At 55.5% G+C, this 14,428-nt stretch carries 15 protein-coding genes; 5 read left to right on the forward strand and 10 right to left on the reverse strand.

The window, feature by feature from the left end; genetic code table 11:
* Window positions 1-16 precede the first annotated feature (16 nt).
* From BUC32_RS15625 to BUC32_RS15665, 9 genes are all read right to left on the reverse strand, one after another.
* Window positions 17-847 carry an ABC transporter permease gene (locus BUC32_RS15625; protein ID WP_083599354.1) on the reverse strand — a complete coding sequence of 277 codons (831 nt, stop codon included), beginning with the start codon at window positions 845-847 and terminating at the stop codon, window positions 17-19.
* Window positions 840-1,796 carry an ABC transporter permease gene (locus BUC32_RS15630; RefSeq protein WP_073254962.1) on the reverse strand — a complete coding sequence of 319 codons (957 nt, stop codon included), beginning with the start codon at window positions 1,794-1,796 and terminating at the stop codon, window positions 840-842. The genes BUC32_RS15625 and BUC32_RS15630 overlap by 8 nt, the downstream gene beginning before the upstream one ends.
* Window positions 1,796-2,857 (reverse strand): ABC transporter ATP-binding protein, encoded by a 1,062-nt coding sequence (locus tag BUC32_RS15635; RefSeq protein ID WP_073254964.1) that lies wholly within the window; start codon window positions 2,855-2,857, stop codon window positions 1,796-1,798. The genes BUC32_RS15630 and BUC32_RS15635 overlap by 1 nt, the downstream gene beginning before the upstream one ends.
* A gap of 117 nt (window positions 2,858-2,974) precedes the next feature.
* Window positions 2,975-3,748 (reverse strand): helix-turn-helix transcriptional regulator, encoded by a 774-nt coding sequence (locus tag BUC32_RS15640; protein WP_073254966.1) that lies wholly within the window; start codon window positions 3,746-3,748, stop codon window positions 2,975-2,977.
* A gap of 870 nt (window positions 3,749-4,618) precedes the next feature.
* Window positions 4,619-5,410, reverse strand: a complete 792-nt coding sequence (locus tag BUC32_RS15645; RefSeq protein WP_073254969.1) for an SDR family NAD(P)-dependent oxidoreductase — start codon at window positions 5,408-5,410, stop codon at window positions 4,619-4,621.
* Window positions 5,411-5,432: 22 nt separating this feature from the next.
* The gene (locus tag BUC32_RS21145) at window positions 5,433-5,702 is read right to left on the reverse strand and encodes an SDR family oxidoreductase (RefSeq protein ID WP_083599355.1); all 270 of its coding nucleotides are present in this window, start codon (window positions 5,700-5,702) and stop codon (window positions 5,433-5,435) included.
* Window positions 5,608-6,153 (reverse strand): amino acid synthesis family protein, encoded by a 546-nt coding sequence (locus BUC32_RS15655; protein WP_073254972.1) that lies wholly within the window; start codon window positions 6,151-6,153, stop codon window positions 5,608-5,610. The genes BUC32_RS21145 and BUC32_RS15655 overlap by 95 nt, the downstream gene beginning before the upstream one ends.
* A 2-nt stretch (window positions 6,154-6,155) precedes the next feature.
* The gene (locus BUC32_RS15660) at window positions 6,156-7,328 is read right to left on the reverse strand and encodes an MFS transporter (protein WP_073255154.1); all 1,173 of its coding nucleotides are present in this window, start codon (window positions 7,326-7,328) and stop codon (window positions 6,156-6,158) included.
* Window positions 7,328-7,741: a nuclear transport factor 2 family protein gene (locus BUC32_RS15665; protein WP_073254975.1), complete on the reverse strand. Its 414-nt coding sequence runs from the start codon at window positions 7,739-7,741 to the stop codon at window positions 7,328-7,330. The genes BUC32_RS15660 and BUC32_RS15665 overlap by 1 nt, the downstream gene beginning before the upstream one ends.
* A 184-nt stretch (window positions 7,742-7,925) precedes the next feature.
* Here BUC32_RS15665 and BUC32_RS15670 point away from each other — a divergent pair, with 184 nt between their 5' ends.
* The 5 genes from BUC32_RS15670 to arsJ all read left to right on the forward strand — a co-directional run bounded on the left by BUC32_RS15670 (window position 7,926) and on the right by arsJ (window position 13,281).
* A complete protein-coding gene (locus BUC32_RS15670; RefSeq protein WP_073254978.1) occupies window positions 7,926-9,353 on the forward strand; it encodes a LuxR C-terminal-related transcriptional regulator in 1,428 nt (475 codons plus the stop codon).
* Between the two features lie 188 nt (window positions 9,354-9,541).
* Complete coding sequence (locus tag BUC32_RS15675; RefSeq protein WP_073254982.1) at window positions 9,542-9,889, forward strand: ArsR/SmtB family transcription factor; 348 nt, start codon at window positions 9,542-9,544, stop codon at window positions 9,887-9,889.
* Window positions 9,886-10,935: an ACR3 family arsenite efflux transporter gene (gene arsB, locus BUC32_RS15680; protein ID WP_073254985.1), complete on the forward strand. Its 1,050-nt coding sequence runs from the start codon at window positions 9,886-9,888 to the stop codon at window positions 10,933-10,935. Before BUC32_RS15675 ends, arsB begins: the two co-directional genes overlap by 4 nt.
* Window positions 10,936-10,947: 12 nt before the next feature.
* Entirely contained in the window at window positions 10,948-11,958 is a 1,011-nt protein-coding gene (locus BUC32_RS15685; RefSeq protein ID WP_073254988.1) for an ArsJ-associated glyceraldehyde-3-phosphate dehydrogenase, read from the forward strand.
* Window positions 11,959-12,036: 78 nt separating this feature from the next.
* Complete coding sequence (gene arsJ / locus BUC32_RS15690; protein ID WP_073254991.1) at window positions 12,037-13,281, forward strand: organoarsenical effux MFS transporter ArsJ; 1,245 nt, start codon at window positions 12,037-12,039, stop codon at window positions 13,279-13,281.
* Between the two features lie 145 nt (window positions 13,282-13,426).
* Here arsJ and BUC32_RS15695 read toward each other — a convergent pair whose 3' ends face one another.
* On the reverse strand, window positions 13,427-14,332 hold the full coding sequence (locus tag BUC32_RS15695) for a hypothetical protein (protein WP_073254994.1): 906 nt from the start codon (window positions 14,330-14,332) through the stop codon (window positions 13,427-13,429).
* Window positions 14,333-14,428 lie beyond the last annotated feature (96 nt).

Here is a 14,428-nt window from a genome sequence, read left to right on the forward strand (position 1 = left end):
TGATGCGGGCTTCTGGTTATTTTTGTTTGCGTTGAAGAAAGAAGGTCAAAGTGACCATGGCGACGGTCAGGCCAATCAGTATGGTCGAGACCGCATTGACTTCGGGTGTCACGCCGCGACGGATCTGACCGAGAATATATATCGGCAGGGTTGTTTCACCCGGCCCCGCAACCAGCAATGTGATGATCACGTCATCCAGCGAAACCACAAAGGCCAGCATGGCCCCGGCCATGACGCCGGGCATCAAGAGCGGCAAAGTCACATGGCGGAATGCCTGCCAGGGTGACGCATAGAGATCGGCCGCCGCAGCCTCATAGGTGACAGACATATCCGACAGGCGGGCGCGGATCGGCATATAGGCAAAGGGCACACAGAACACGGTGTGGGCCAGGATCAGCCAGCCAATCCCTGTCACGCCGGTCAACTGACGCAGGATCGAAAAGAACGCCAGCGTGGCAATCGCCGTGACGATCTCGGGGATCATCAGGGGTTGGTTGATCAGGGCAATGGCCGCCGCACGCCCACGGTAGACCCCGCCCCGCGTGGTGGCCAATGCTGCCATCGTCGCAATGACGGTGGAAAAAACGGTGGCCGTGAACGCAACCTGGATTGAGATCATCGCCGAGCGGCGAATGTCATCATTTTCCAAAGCCGCTGCATACCAGCGCAATGAAAATTCAGTCCAGCGCACAACAGACCGGTTGTCGTTGAACGAGAACACGACCAGCACAGCGATCGGAGCATAGAGAAACACCAGAACCAGCCAGGACATGCCCGTAAACAAGGGTTGACGGCGCAGTTCGCGTGACCCCGTTGAGCGGCGGAAAAGAGACATAAATTTAGCCATGACCACCTTCCTTTGGCGCGCCCGCCCGCAAACTGACCAGCAGCGCGATCAACACGACCGCCATCAGAATCAACGCCGCCGCCGCGCCAAAAGGCCAGTTGCGGCCTGAGCCAAACTGCAAGGCAATCAGGTTGCCGATCATCAGCTTCTTGCCGCCACCCAGCAATTCGGGCGTGATGTATGCGCCCAAAGCCGGGATCAGCACCAATACACATCCGGCAATGATACCCGGTCGGGTAATCGGGACGATGATGTGGCGGAACACCTGTGTGCGCGAGGCATAGAGATCATGTCCGGCCTCAAGCAGGGAAAAGTCGAATTTTTCAAGCGAGGCATAGATCGGCAGGATCATGAATGGCAGGTAGCTATAGATCAGACCGGCCAGAACGGCGCCATCGGTGTAGAGCATCTCAAGCGGTTCACTGATGATGCCAATCTTCATGAGCATCAGGTTCACAAAGCCTTCGTCGCGTACGATCAGCAGCATCGAATAGGTGCGGATCAACAGGTTGGTCCAGAACGGTAACGTGATCGCAAAGAGCCAGAAGTTGCGTTGCTCTGGTGGGCGCGCAGCGATGAAGTAGGCCACCGGAAAGCCCAGCATCAGGGTGCCGATCATGGTTGTGATCGCCAGCCCGAATGAACGGCCAAAGATTTGCAGATAGGCGCTGTTGAATGCCAGCGTGTCATCAAAAATATCGCGTTCGAACAGGAACTGGACATAGGCATCAAACGAAAACACCCATTCGACCCCACCATAGGTTCCCGGCTCTAAGAGCGAGTAAACCAGCGCGATGCTTAGGGGAAACAGGCCAAAGATACCGATGATCCCAAGCGCCGGCGCCAGCAAAAACAGCCGCGTTCTGCGCACTTGCCGGGCGCGCGCGGCCTGAGCTGCGTGCAAAGAGGTTGCCGCGTCCGTAGGGGGAATATGCGTGGCGCTGCTCATCAGTCTTCCAGCACATGCAGCATAGAGGTGTCACACTCGAGACCGACCCGCGCACCGATAGCACGTGAGGTTGCGACCTGAACATGTACGTCAACGCCATCATCCAGACGCACCAGCATTTGTGAACCCGCGCCGAAATAAGTGCTGTCCACAACGGCGCCCCGTAACAAGGCACGGTCTGACCCTTCATCGACAACATCAATGGTTTCAGGGCGCAGGGCCACGTGCACCGCGCCGGGTGTGAGCGAGGTACTGGCAGTTTGAACCGTGAGTGGTGTGCCCTCGCCAAAACGAATTTTGGCTTTGTCCCCGTCAAATCCCAGCAGCGTCGCGTTCACAATGTTTGTGTCGCCAATAAAGTCCGCCACAAAGCGGCTTTGAGGTGCGGTGTAAATCTCTTCTGGCGTACCAACCTGGCGCACCGCGCCTGCGGACATCACCGCGATCTGGTCCGACATGGCCAGCGCTTCGCCCTGATCGTGGGTGACAAAGACAAAGGTGATCCCGGTTTCGTTCTGCAACCGCTTCAGTTCACTTTGCATGCCCTTGCGCAGCTTGAGATCAAGCGCCGAAAGCGGCTCGTCCAGCAGCAGAACCTTGGGGCGCGGTGCCAGCGCCCGCGCCAATGCGACCCTTTGCTGTTGCCCGCCGGACAATTGGTCGACCCGGCGCGACGCGAACTCCCCCAGCTGTACGAGCTCCAGCATTTCATGAATTGTGGCTTCGATTTCTGCCTTGGGCCGCTTCAGCATCTCGAGGCCGAAACCCACATTGCGCGCCACGCTCATATGGGGGAACAGGGCATAGCTCTGAAACACCGTGTTGACGGGCCGATTGTTCGGCGCGAGATGTCCAATCGAGTCACCATCCAAGGCGATCTCACCTTCAGTGGGCAGTTCAAACCCCGCAATCAAGCGCAACAAGGTTGTCTTGCCGCATCCCGACGGCCCCAGAAGCGTGAAAAAACTGCCCTCGGGAATGGCCAGAGAAATGTCGCCCAGCGCTGTTACGGCTGTCTGGCCTTCACCAAAGCGCTTTGTCACATGTTTTACGTCGATCATAATCTGAACCTAGCATCCCAGGGTGCTGTTGATTGGAATCAGACTAGAGCGCTATCCCCAATCCTGTGAATACCTCCAAAGGGCTGGGGTTATTCTACCTCTTTTGGGGTAGGCTCTTTAGTCGTTCACCGTGTGCAAAAACATCGAAAACAGGGCTGACTGAGACGAGATCCCCAGCTTTCGATAGATATTTTTCCTATGCACCTTGATGGTGGCAGGTGACACATCCAGCAAGAGCGCCGCCGACTGGGTCGAGTGGCCGCGCAAAAGGCTTTGAACAACCTCGACTTCTCTTTGGGTCAAATCCGGGCAGACCTTTTCGATAAGCGAGACAAAATTGACGTTGCCGCCCCGGTCACTCTGACCCGCACTTGGGCTGCGGTGAAAGTGCTGTTCGCAAAGTGCGGCGACAACTGGATGCAGCTCGATCAGCTTCTCCACATCTCTTCTGGTAAACCGTTTGTTCCCGTCGGCAGGTGCCAGCGAAAAGAAAAGCGTTCCGTTCGGTAGGTTTACAAAAACAGACAGCTCATCCTTGAGCCTCAGAGACTTGTAGTAGATCCGAAAATAATCCGAGTTTGAAAACCGGTCGGGGGCCACATCCCGCAAGACCATCACCGGCTCGTTGCTTCCTCCAATAAAGCTCACGACAAATGGATCCAGCAACCATGCCCGGTCCAGCCAGCGATCGATCACGACCGACCGGCGCTCTTGACGAACGTTGTCGTAAACGTGTTCTGGTCTCTCGTTTAAACTTAACCGGCTGACAAAAGCCCCTTGGAACAGACAGGCCGTGCGCATCAGGTTCAGCACTTCCTGGATGAAGTCAGCGGTCCCGACTGCGCGGATTGCGCGCGCCATTGTTTCAGAAAAAAGAAGTTCTGGTTTCATGTCCGCCTATCAGACCCAACTGTTTACATCTCGTCTCTGCCAACACTGGTATGCTGGTTTCGGTTTGGCAACTGAAGGATCGCTAATTTCCATCGATCTTTTCCCTGCAGGAGGCATTCGATCGCTCGTGAAGTGACCGCAACCTACTGGTGCGGAAAGAGAAAAAGTGGGCTGGCTTTGGGCTTGCTCTTGAGTTTTCAAAGCAACGGTTTGCAATCGCAGCGAAGGTCTGCAAACTGTGATACTGTTGAAAAACTCGGAAATCCGGGAAGCTCGGGTTTTCCGCGAACGGGTGATCAATCGAAAAGTCCATCACCGACATCGGTGACGAGCGCTGAGAAGCCCTCCGGCGGCAAGCATCAGGTTTTGGCCGACCCCTCAGCCAAAAAATCCTACCGGGCTTGTACAGGTAACTTTTGACTCGAATTTGTGCAAATTCGGAGTTTTTCAACAGCATCTGTGCTTGCTGCATTCCGCTGCACATGCAGCATGACAAAGCAGCCATTCTTCGAAAATCGATTAAGTCCGGTTTTATCCCGCGTTGCAGACCTTAGCGACCAGCGCGGCAATCGGCACTTTTGCGAGACGCCTTCATCCTCTGCGTGCGCAAAAGAGATTCTGCAAACAATGGAGAGCGGCCATTCATGTCCAGGATGCCGGATCAAAATATCCTATGCCGAAACGAGCCTGGTATGCTCAGCGAAGTGAGGAACCTATTGGCAGGTGAGCATCAATAGGCGCTACTCCCATCATGAATTACCAACCAAACCTTTGCTTTTCGGCGACGCATTTGAAAACAATCATGTGGCCGATCCGTTCCTTTCCGGATCTCAGCATCATTCAAAGGGGCCAGTATAGTAACTGTCGGACTTATCCTTTGGCACACCAACCGTTGTCGACGTAAGTCGCGTTGCCATTGACAAAGCTAGCCTCATCAGAGGCGAGGAACACAACCGCTGCGGCTACTTCCTCAGGATAGCAGATACGCCCTTGTGTCGCGGCCATCCCCGAGTCTTCCCACTCTTGCCCTGCCGCATCCAGTTCCGCTATCTCTTTCAGGCCATGGGCAGTTTCGACAAAGCCCGGGCAGATCGCGTTACAGCGGATGCCAGCATCGCGATATTCGGTTGAAATCGTGCGAGCGAGTTGCAGAACTGCGCCCTTGGACATGCAGTAAACAGATTCCAGCGCATAGCCCAGTTCAGCCGCAATAGACGAGGTGATGACGATTGATCCACCACCATTTGCACTCATGTCCTGAACCGCACGGCGACAAGTCAGAAAGGCGGACTTCACATTTACATCCATCAGCCAGTCATATTCTTCCGCGCTGGTTTCATGCATCGCTTTGACGATGATGGTTCCTGCATGATTGAACAGCACATTGTAAGGACCAAATGTTTCAAAGGCTGCATCAAAGGCTGCGTTGAATTCGGCGTCCTTGGTCACATCGGCATGAAAGAAAGCCGCTTCACCGCCATTTTCGCGGATCATATCGACTGTCTTTTGACCCTCTTCGTCCTGAATATCAAAGATGCTGACCTTGGCGCCTTCCTCGGCGAACATCAGCGCGTTGGCCCGCCCCATTCCCGTGGCACCGCCAGTAATGACTGCGATTTTTTCGGCCAACCGGCCATTTGGTGATTTCAAACTCTTGGTCATTGGGGTGTCTTCGGACTGGATTTCAGATACATTCCCCACCATCGATGACCAGCGCGTGGCCGGTCATGAACGTCGACATGTCAGAGGCAAGGAACAGGATTGCATCGGCCATTTCTTCAGTTGAGCCCCTTCTGCCAAATGCTGCGCCTAATACAAATGACCTCAAAGCGGAGCCTGTTTCATTGGAAACCAAATTCCTAGGACGTACTTGGGCCTTTCCCAACCCTTGGATTGGCACGTGTCCCATCCGACATTCCGATACAAAGCACGATTTCGTCTGTTCGGGGTGCATCAGGCACCCACAAGGTTATCGTGTCGATGTGGTCAAACGACCAGGATTCATCCTTGTGGCCCAATGGCAGATCAATGCTGCTTCCCAACGCCCCGACCTTGTGGTTGGACGGCATCAGCGCCTTGCCGCCGCCGATGGCTGCCCGCACCGGTTTACCAAGTGAAGGGTGCAGCACGGCCGCACCATGTTCCATCGCGCCGGAAGAGCCGACAAGCGCGGCCTTGCCGTAGCATATGGGCGACCCATCAAGCATTTTCACAAGCTCTGCCGCCAAAGATTGACCAAGTTTGGCTCCGGCGTCGAAAAGCTTCGAAAGATCCTGTTGATCGGTGCCAGCAAAGGGATTTCTCATGATTGCCATCGCAGCGACGCGCGTGATTGGGTCACAAGGCTTGCCCATTTCATCGGTAGCAATGATTTCCCTCGTGAAAACCGTTTTTCGAATATTCATGATCAGACTTTCTTTTGCAGGCCCGCTATGGGCGCGTTTTTGAAATGCTGGAAGGCTATCGCAAGCGGAACCACAGAAGCGAACAAGAGGATGGCAAGCGCAACAGTGCCGTAAGCGTTGCCCGTCGCATCGAAAATTGCACCTGCAACAGGTGGCGTGACCAACATGATTGCGTAGTACAGAGTAAAGAATACCCCCATACCAAAGGCTCGGACCTGAGGCCGCATCGCCTGCCCAGCCATCGCCATGATCACCCCCGCTGGTGCCATGCCGATCAAGCCAAAAAGCAAACTCGCGCCAAATCCGGCACCGGGTAGGCCGAGAAGCAATAGCGAAACGGTTGCCCCCGTCATGCAGACGGTCAACACAGTATTGCGCCTGCCGAAGCGATCCACAATCTGCCCGCACACGGCACCAGATACGATCATGATCCAACTGCCGATGCTGATGATGCCAGCGGCGACGATCGTTGTTTGACCAAGGCCTTCAAGAACCTTCGGCGCGAATGAAAGATAGGTGACGTAGGCAGCATTAAACACACCCCACGCCGCAGCAGCGCAGAAAACCAGACGCCATTCCTGCCCAGTCAGTACAGCCTTTGATCCGCCGATTGCAGATGGCAGATCATGCGGTGCACGGTAGAACACAAACACGCCAAGTGACGCGATCAGGCAATAAGCGGAGGCCACCTGAAACGGGACCTGCCAGCCGAAAGTTTGAGCAAGCCATGCGTGGCCGACCTGACCCATGGCGATCCCAAAGGGCCACGACATCACAAGCACGCTCATGGCAGTCGCGATTTCGCGGCCTTCAAACCAATCTGCGACCATTTTGGTGAGATAAAGAGTCGTGAACAGAAACCCGGCTCCTGCAACAACACGGCCCAGCCCTACTGCCCAGGATTCCGTGGCCAGCGATGACAGGAATCCGCCCAATGCCAGCGCGCCGAATCCAGACACCACCATAACGCGATCCGAGACATAGCGCCCCCAATACCCTGCCGGCATAGCCAGGAACAATCCGGGAGCCATGAACAGGCCAATCAAGAAGCCGATCCCCACATAGTCTAGCCCGAAGGCGACGACCAGATCGTCGCCCACAGAAGCCACGGTCTGAAACTGAAACCCAAGTCCGATGCGGGCCAGAAACAGCAAGCCAAGTATGCGCCAGCGCATCACAGCCAGCCTAGCCCGCGTAGGGCGTGTACGTCGTTCCAGATCTTTGTCATGTGGCTAATCTTGTCACCTTCGAACTGCATGACATAGGCATAATCGGAAACAACCGCCTTGGCAGTCGGCGCAACCGGACCGCCTGCGCCTGTTTGCGTTCCATGAAATTCGGCCGCCGCAACAACAGTCCCGCGCGCTTCATCCGCCGCAAAGGCAGTCAATTTGTAACGGCCATCCGGGATTGGTGTCAAAAGTCCCTTCATCCAGTCGGCATAAGCTGCCACTGTTGTTGTCTCGGTCAGGGCATCAGCCTGACAGGAAAAGGTGGCAAACTCGTGGCACCAGGATTTGCAGCCATCCCACCCTTTGCCGGTTTCGCAGGCATCGAAAAAGGCTTGTGCGGTTTCATATTGTGTCATCTTGATATCCTCCCAATAATGTTGTGGAAATCAAGTTAGGGCAGCCGCCGGAAACCCGGTATCGTGCAGATGCAGTAAAAATAACGTTCTGCGTGCAGTATTCAGACTACTACATTTGCAGGATTGCTTGTTGCGCATGTAGTACCCACACTGAAACCTAAGGATATTTAGCGGAGCCTCAAGCGTGTCAAATCAGGTCGATCTTAGCCCACGGGAATTGCAGATCGCGCAATCCTACGCGGGTGGTGCGACTTATCAAAAGATAGCCGACACATTGTCCATTGCTCCGTCGACTGTGCGCACGCATCTGGCGACCATCTACCGAAAGCTGGGGGTGTCCTCAAAGCTGGAGTTGCGAGATGCTTTAATCCCAGTGGCGAGCGCTCAATCCAATCAGGCCGTTGAATTCCCTCCGAGACCGGAAAAACCGTCCATCGCTGTTCTGGCCTTTGAAAACATGTCGGGTGATCCCGAGCAGGAGTATTTTTCGGATGGGATCAGCGACGACATCATCACCGCCCTGTCACGCTCACCCTGGCTGTTTTTAATCGCGCGCAACACGACATTTACCTACAAGGGAAAGAATGTCGACGTGCCCCGCGTGGCCGCCGAATTGGGTGTCCGATTTGTATTGGAGGGCAGCGTTCGCCGGTCGGGTGACCGTGTGCGCGTTGCGGCACAGTTGATTGACGGATTGACCGGCGGCCTTGTCTGGTCGGAACGATATGACAGTCAACTTGAGGACGTATTCGATCTGCAAGATGAGATCACACGCAATGTGGTGGCCTCGATCCAGACGACGGTGCATCTCACCACCATCGAAGAGCCGGTAGAGCGCAGCGCCCGCCCCGATCTAACGGTCTGGGAGCTTACAATGCGGTCCTGGCATCTGCTCTATGATTTCACTCCAGAAAGCTATGCCTATGCCAAAACCCTGCTGGAACGCGCATTGGCCCTGGACCCTGAAAGTGCCGAGGCAAATATGATCCTCTCGCTCATCAACCACCACATCGCCATTCTGGGGTTCGCGAAGGACAGCAGGCCAGCCATGGACACAGCCTATGCATTGGCCCGCCGTGCCACACAACTGGATGACCGCAACGAGTATGCCCATTGGGCGTTGGGGATCAGTTGCTGGGGTCTGCTGAAATACGATGAATCTCTGGCGGCATTGGAGCGCGCCGTTTCCCTGAACCCTAATTGTTCTTTGGCATATGGTAGTCTTGGCACCTTGCTGGGCATTTTGGGACGCTCTGACGAAGCCATTGAGAACCAGGAAATTGCCATCCGTTCCAACCCACTGGACCCGAGTATTTTCTTTCGGTTTTCGGGCCTCGCCCTGGCTCATTACATGGCCGGGCGGTACACGCACGCAATCGAATGGGCAGAGCGAGCAATACACCGCATGCCCCGTTGGTATTTCGCGCACTTCGTATTGACGGCCAGTCATGTGGCACTTGATCAGTATGAGCAAGCTGCTGAGGCTGTCAAAGACTGCCGGAACATCCTGCCTGAAATTTGTCTTCAAGACCTAGAACTTGTTCCCCTGAAAGACCCCGAAAAATTGAACGAACTGCGCAATCGATTGTACAAAGCTGGATTTTCCAGGTGAATGGAACCTCGTGAACAGTAGTCATTGGCGCAGCTACAGCGGAAGCTCACTTCGTACCGCATAGCTGACATCAGAACATACTGCATCGAAAGTCGGCTTCTTCGCCAAGGACATTGTCACAAAAACGTCACGCCCAAAGGGCAGTAAAACACTTGATCGCAGGTCGATATTTCAATATTTCATGAAGTATGGATAAGATAAATGCCCTCACCGCTTTTTCAGCCCTCAGTCAGGAAATCCGACTGGACGTGTTCCGCCTTTTGATCGAGGCCGGGGACGTTGGGGCGCAGGCCGGAGAAATCGCTACGCAATTAAATGTGCGTCAGAACACATTGTCGGCCAATCTTTCGGTACTTTTGAATGCAGGTCTGGTGACAAACCAGCGCGAGGGCAGGGCGATCCGTTATTTTGCCAACACCAACGGGTTACGTGGCTTGCTGGGCTTCTTGCTAAAGGATTGCTGTGGCGGGCACCCGGAGCTGTGCGAACCATTGATCGAGACCCTCACCTGCCGCCCAGAAGGAGACGCCACATGACCGAAATTTCACAGGCAGATGCAGGTCTCGGCACCTTTGAACGCTGGCTGTCGCTTTGGGTCGCTTTGGCGATTGTGGCGGGGCTTTTGCTGGGCAATCTCATGCCGGGCGTGTTCGGAGCGCTGGCCGCCATGGAAATCGCATCCGTGAACCTCCCCGTCGCGGTGCTGATCTGGGCGATGGTCTATCCGATGATGGTCGGAGTCGATTTTGCCTCGCTGTCCCATATCGGGGAACGCCCCAAGGGCATTGTCATCACACTGGTGGTCAATTGGCTGATCAAACCCTTCACCATGGCAGCACTTGGCGTGTTGTTCTTTGAGGTGGTCTTTGCAGGCCTGATCCCGCCCGACGATGCACAGGCCTATCTGGCCGGCGTGATCCTGCTCGGGGCGGCGCCCTGTACAGCGATGGTGTTCGTGTGGTCGAACCTTACCCGCGGTGACCCCACTTATACTTTGGTGCAGGTCAGCGTGAATGACGTCATTATGGTGTTTGCCTTTGCGCCGATCGTGGCCTTTCTCTTGGGCGTGACCGATATCGTCGTACCGTGGGAGACCCTGATCCTTTCTGTGGTGCTTTATGTGCTGTTACCTCTGCTGGCGGGCCTTCTGACCCGAAAGCGCCTTGTGAAACAGGGTGGCGAGGCCGCAGTGGACGCCTTCAAGGGCCGCGTGGCGCCGTTTTCCATCACCGGCCTTCTGGTCACCGTCGTCCTTCTGTTTGGCTTTCAGGGACAGGTCATTCTGGACCGGCCACTGGTGATTGTCCTGATCGCCGTTCCCTTGCTGATCCAATCCTACGGTATCTTCTTTGTGGCCTATGGCTGGGCGCGGATTTGGAAAGTCCCCTTTAACGTTGCAGCCCCCTGCGCGATGATCGGCACGTCGAACTTTTTCGAACTGGCGGTTGCCGTGGCGATCTCGCTGTTCGGTCTTGGATCTGGTGCGGCGCTGGCCACCGTTGTGGGTGTGCTGGTCGAAGTGCCTGTTATGTTGTCTCTTGTTGCTTTTGCCAATCGCACGCGCGGTTGGTTCCCTTCTTAAAGGAATTCCAAAATGACCAAAATCGCCATCAACGGCATAGGCCGCATCGGTAAACTGATCATGCGCAGCCTGTTTGACGTCGGCATCGACGCCGATGTTGTGTTGCTGAACGACCCTGTTGGGGATGCCGAACTGCACGCACATCTTCTGGAGTTCGACACGGTCCACGGTCGCTGGCGCGCGGATTTCGCCTTTGATGACGACAGCATCACCGTTGATGGCCAGAAAATGCGCAAAACCGCGGCCTGGAAGATCGAAGACCTGCCTTTGGCGGAGATGGGCATCGACGTGGTGATCGATTGCACCGGCGCGTTTAAAACCAACGCCAAACTGCAACCCTACTTTGATGCGGGCGTGAAAAAGGTGATCGTTTCGGCCCCGGTCAAAGAAGACGACGTGCCCAATCTGGTCTATGGCGTCAATCACGACACGTATGATGCCGCCAAGCACCGCGTCATCACCGCCGCCTCGTGCACAACCAACTGTATCGCGCCCGTGGTGCAGGTCATTCGCGACAACCTTGGCATTGAACAGGCCAGCTTTACCACCATCCACGATGTCACCAACACGCAAGTCATCGTCGACAAAGCCCACAAAGACCCCCGCCGTGCACGTTCTGCGCTGAACTCTCTGATCCCCACCACCACCGGATCGGCCAAGGCGATTGTTCAAATTTTCCCGGACCTTGAAGGCCACATTGATGGCATGGCTGTCCGGGTGCCGCTGCTCAATGCATCGTTGACGGACATCGTATTTGACGTCAGCCGTGACACATCGGTCGAAGAGGTCAACGCCCTGTTCAAAGCCGCCGCAGAAGGCCCGCTTGAGGGCATTTTGGGCTATGAAACCCGCCCGCTGGTGTCGACTGATTACACCAACGATGATCGTTCTTCGATTGTCGATGCGCTTTCCACCCGCGTGGTCAACAAACGGCACGTCAAAATCTATACATGGTACGACAATGAATGGGGCTATGCGTGGCGTCTGGCCGATGTCACCCGCATGGTTGTCGCCAGCCTCTAAGAAATCGCCCGGTCGACAGACCGGGCAGCGCCCGACCCGACCCATGGGCGGGTGCTGCTTTATGATGAATTCCACAAGATGACCGCCCAAGACGATAAACCCAGCGGCCTTGCCGCCTACATCACCGTCACCGCCGCCTATTGGGCGTTTATGCTCACCGACGGCGCGCTCAGGATGTTGGTGTTGTTGCACTTTCACACGCTGGGGTTTTCTCCGGTGCAGCTGGCCTATCTGTTTGTGCTTTACGAGGTGATGGGCGTGGTCACCAACCTTTCCGCAGGCTGGTTGGCAGCGCGCTTTGGCCTGACCTCGACGCTCTACGCAGGCCTGACATTGCAGATCGTCGCACTTGCCGCCTTGGCGCAACTTGACCCAAGCTGGAGCCTCACCGCCTCGGTGCTCTTTGTGATGTGCGTGCAAGGCCTGTCCGGTGTGGCCAAGGATCTTGCCAAAATGTCCGCCAAATCCGCCGTGAAATTGCTCGCACCCACAGGGCAGGGGGCCTTGTTCAAATGGGTGGCGATCCTCACAGGGTCGAAGAACGCAGTCAAAGGTCTGGGCTTCCTCCTCGGCGCGGCCCTCTTGGGGCTGTTGGGGTTTACAACCTCGGTCTGGGTCATGGCCGCCGTGCTGACCTTCATCCTGATCGGCGTGGCGCTGTTCATGCCTTCGGGCCTGCCACAGGGCAAGAAATCCGCCAGGTTCTCTCAGGTCTTTTCCAAGGACACCAACATCAACCGCCTGAGCCTCGCCCGCATGTTCCTGTTCGGCGCGCGCGATGTGTGGTTTGTGGTCGGCATCCCGGTCTATTTCTATTCGGTTCTGTCCGATGGCAGCCACGAAGGCGACCGCGCCGCGTTTTTCCTGATCGGCAGCTTTATGGCGCTCTGGATCATCCTTTATGGCTTTGTACAGGGGCTGGCCCCGAAACTCTTGCAAGCCAAAACCAGCACCACGCCCCAGATTGTGCACAAGGCCGTTGTCTGGGTTGGCATCCTCACGCTGATCCCTCTGGCGCTGGCGGGCGCCGTCTGGGCCGACCTGCCAAATCTCACCGCCATCGTGGTTCTGGGCCTCTTGGTGTTCGGCTTTGTCTTTGCGGTAAATTCCTCCGTGCACAGCTACCTGATCCTCGCCTTCACGACCGGAGACCGCGTGACGATGGATGTTGGGTTCTACTACATGAGCAACGCCGCCGGCCGCCTGATCGGCACGCTGCTGTCTGGGCTCTCTTATCAGGCCGGAGGCCTACCGCTCTGCCTGTTCACAGCGGCATGTATGGCGGGGGCCTCGACCGTGGCGGCGAATAGATTGCGCGATTAAAGGAAGGCGGGACAGCGCCTGCCCGTGGGATGGTGCTGACCCGGCGCCTTCGGCTTGTCCCGGGTCAAATACCCCGCCACCATCTCCAAAGACTGCCATCACCATCCAAACAAACGTAGGGTGGGGTTCCACCCCGCCGTTCACCCTACATCAAAGTCGCCAACCATTTTTGCGCCGCTTCAACTATTCCAGTTAATAGTTCCTGAGCCTTGGCTGGGTTCGCGAAACTCGCACCAACGGCCGCTGCAATGGCCGCCTCTGTTGCTTTGAGACCAATCCACTTGATCCCCTTCCAAAGCTTTTCAATCGCCGCTCTTATCCGACCTTTGTCCGGTTCATCTTTCTTGGTTTCTGCTTTCAGCTCTTCAACGGGTGCCCAAATGATCTCACGAATAACTTTGGTTTCCGGGGTATCAATCGGCTCCGGCGGATTGTTCCCGCCAATCTCAGTCCGCTGCTGTTCTGTCCATACACGCTTTTCCGCCTCAAGCTCTTCAATGCGCTTTTCCAATTCAAACTGCGCACGAATTTCCTCAATGCATTTGGCTATATGCTCGGGGCCTTGCTCCCAGTCTTCGTCAGGGATCAGGGCAACCCGGCGTTGGAGTTCCCAGTCGAGTGGTTTTCCAATCGTCATCCCTTGATACCAGTCGCGCCAAAAGGGAAAAGAAAAAAACTCATTTCGATGCAGGTCTTGAGTGAATTCAAGCTTCTGTTCGTTGGCCGTTTTTGATCCACCTACTATATCCGGATTGTTCGGATCAAAAGAGACCCATTCAACCAGGTTGGGAAACAAAGGTACGTCAAGTGAAAACTCGTTCTCTGCTTCAATATCTGCCAAAGCGCCATCGTCTCTTCCAAACGCTTGAGGTGCCAGTTTGGTAAAGAACAGGTCTGTTCTGTCTAGCTTCGTCATTGCATCGCAGGAATCAGCCATGCATAGTTCGAGACAACGACTGACCCCTTCACTTTGAAAGCCACTGTTTTCTTTAATTGATGCCTGTGCGCCATTCCGAGCTGCGACAAACAAATCAGAGGCAGGAGGTTCCATAGGATTTGGACGTGACTTCAGAGAGCCAATTGAGGTCTCTAATGAACCAAATCTTGCTGCCACGCACATCAAAAGTGCTGTGCGAAGTAGTTGAAA

This window comes from Shimia gijangensis, assembly GCF_900142085.1.
Classification (GTDB): domain Bacteria; phylum Pseudomonadota; class Alphaproteobacteria; order Rhodobacterales; family Rhodobacteraceae; genus Shimia; species Shimia gijangensis.

Coding starts and splice junctions, on each gene's coding strand:
- BUC32_RS15625 (WP_083599354.1), bottom strand. CDS start 847: ATGGCTAAATTTATGTCTCTTTTCCGCCGCTCAACGGGGTCACGCGAA.
- BUC32_RS15630 (WP_073254962.1), bottom strand. CDS start 1,796: ATGAGCAGCGCCACGCATATTCCCCCTACGGACGCGGCAACCTCTTTG.
- BUC32_RS15635 (WP_073254964.1), bottom strand. CDS start 2,857: ATGATCGACGTAAAACATGTGACAAAGCGCTTTGGTGAAGGCCAGACA.
- BUC32_RS15640 (WP_073254966.1), bottom strand. CDS start 3,748: ATGAAACCAGAACTTCTTTTTTCTGAAACAATGGCGCGCGCAATCCGC.
- BUC32_RS15645 (WP_073254969.1), bottom strand. CDS start 5,410: ATGACCAAGAGTTTGAAATCACCAAATGGCCGGTTGGCCGAAAAAATC.
- BUC32_RS21145 (WP_083599355.1), bottom strand. CDS start 5,702: ATGCACCCCGAACAGACGAAATCGTGCTTTGTATCGGAATGTCGGATG.
- BUC32_RS15655 (WP_073254972.1), bottom strand. CDS start 6,153: ATGAATATTCGAAAAACGGTTTTCACGAGGGAAATCATTGCTACCGAT.
- BUC32_RS15660 (WP_073255154.1), bottom strand. CDS start 7,328: ATGCGCTGGCGCATACTTGGCTTGCTGTTTCTGGCCCGCATCGGACTT.
- BUC32_RS15665 (WP_073254975.1), bottom strand. CDS start 7,741: ATGACACAATATGAAACCGCACAAGCCTTTTTCGATGCCTGCGAAACC.
- BUC32_RS15675 (WP_073254982.1), top strand. CDS start 9,542: ATGGATAAGATAAATGCCCTCACCGCTTTTTCAGCCCTCAGTCAGGAA.
- arsB (WP_073254985.1), top strand. CDS start 9,886: ATGACCGAAATTTCACAGGCAGATGCAGGTCTCGGCACCTTTGAACGC.
- BUC32_RS15685 (WP_073254988.1), top strand. CDS start 10,948: ATGACCAAAATCGCCATCAACGGCATAGGCCGCATCGGTAAACTGATC.
- arsJ (WP_073254991.1), top strand. CDS start 12,037: ATGACCGCCCAAGACGATAAACCCAGCGGCCTTGCCGCCTACATCACC.
- BUC32_RS15695 (WP_073254994.1), bottom strand. CDS start 14,332: ATGGAACCTCCTGCCTCTGATTTGTTTGTCGCAGCTCGGAATGGCGCA.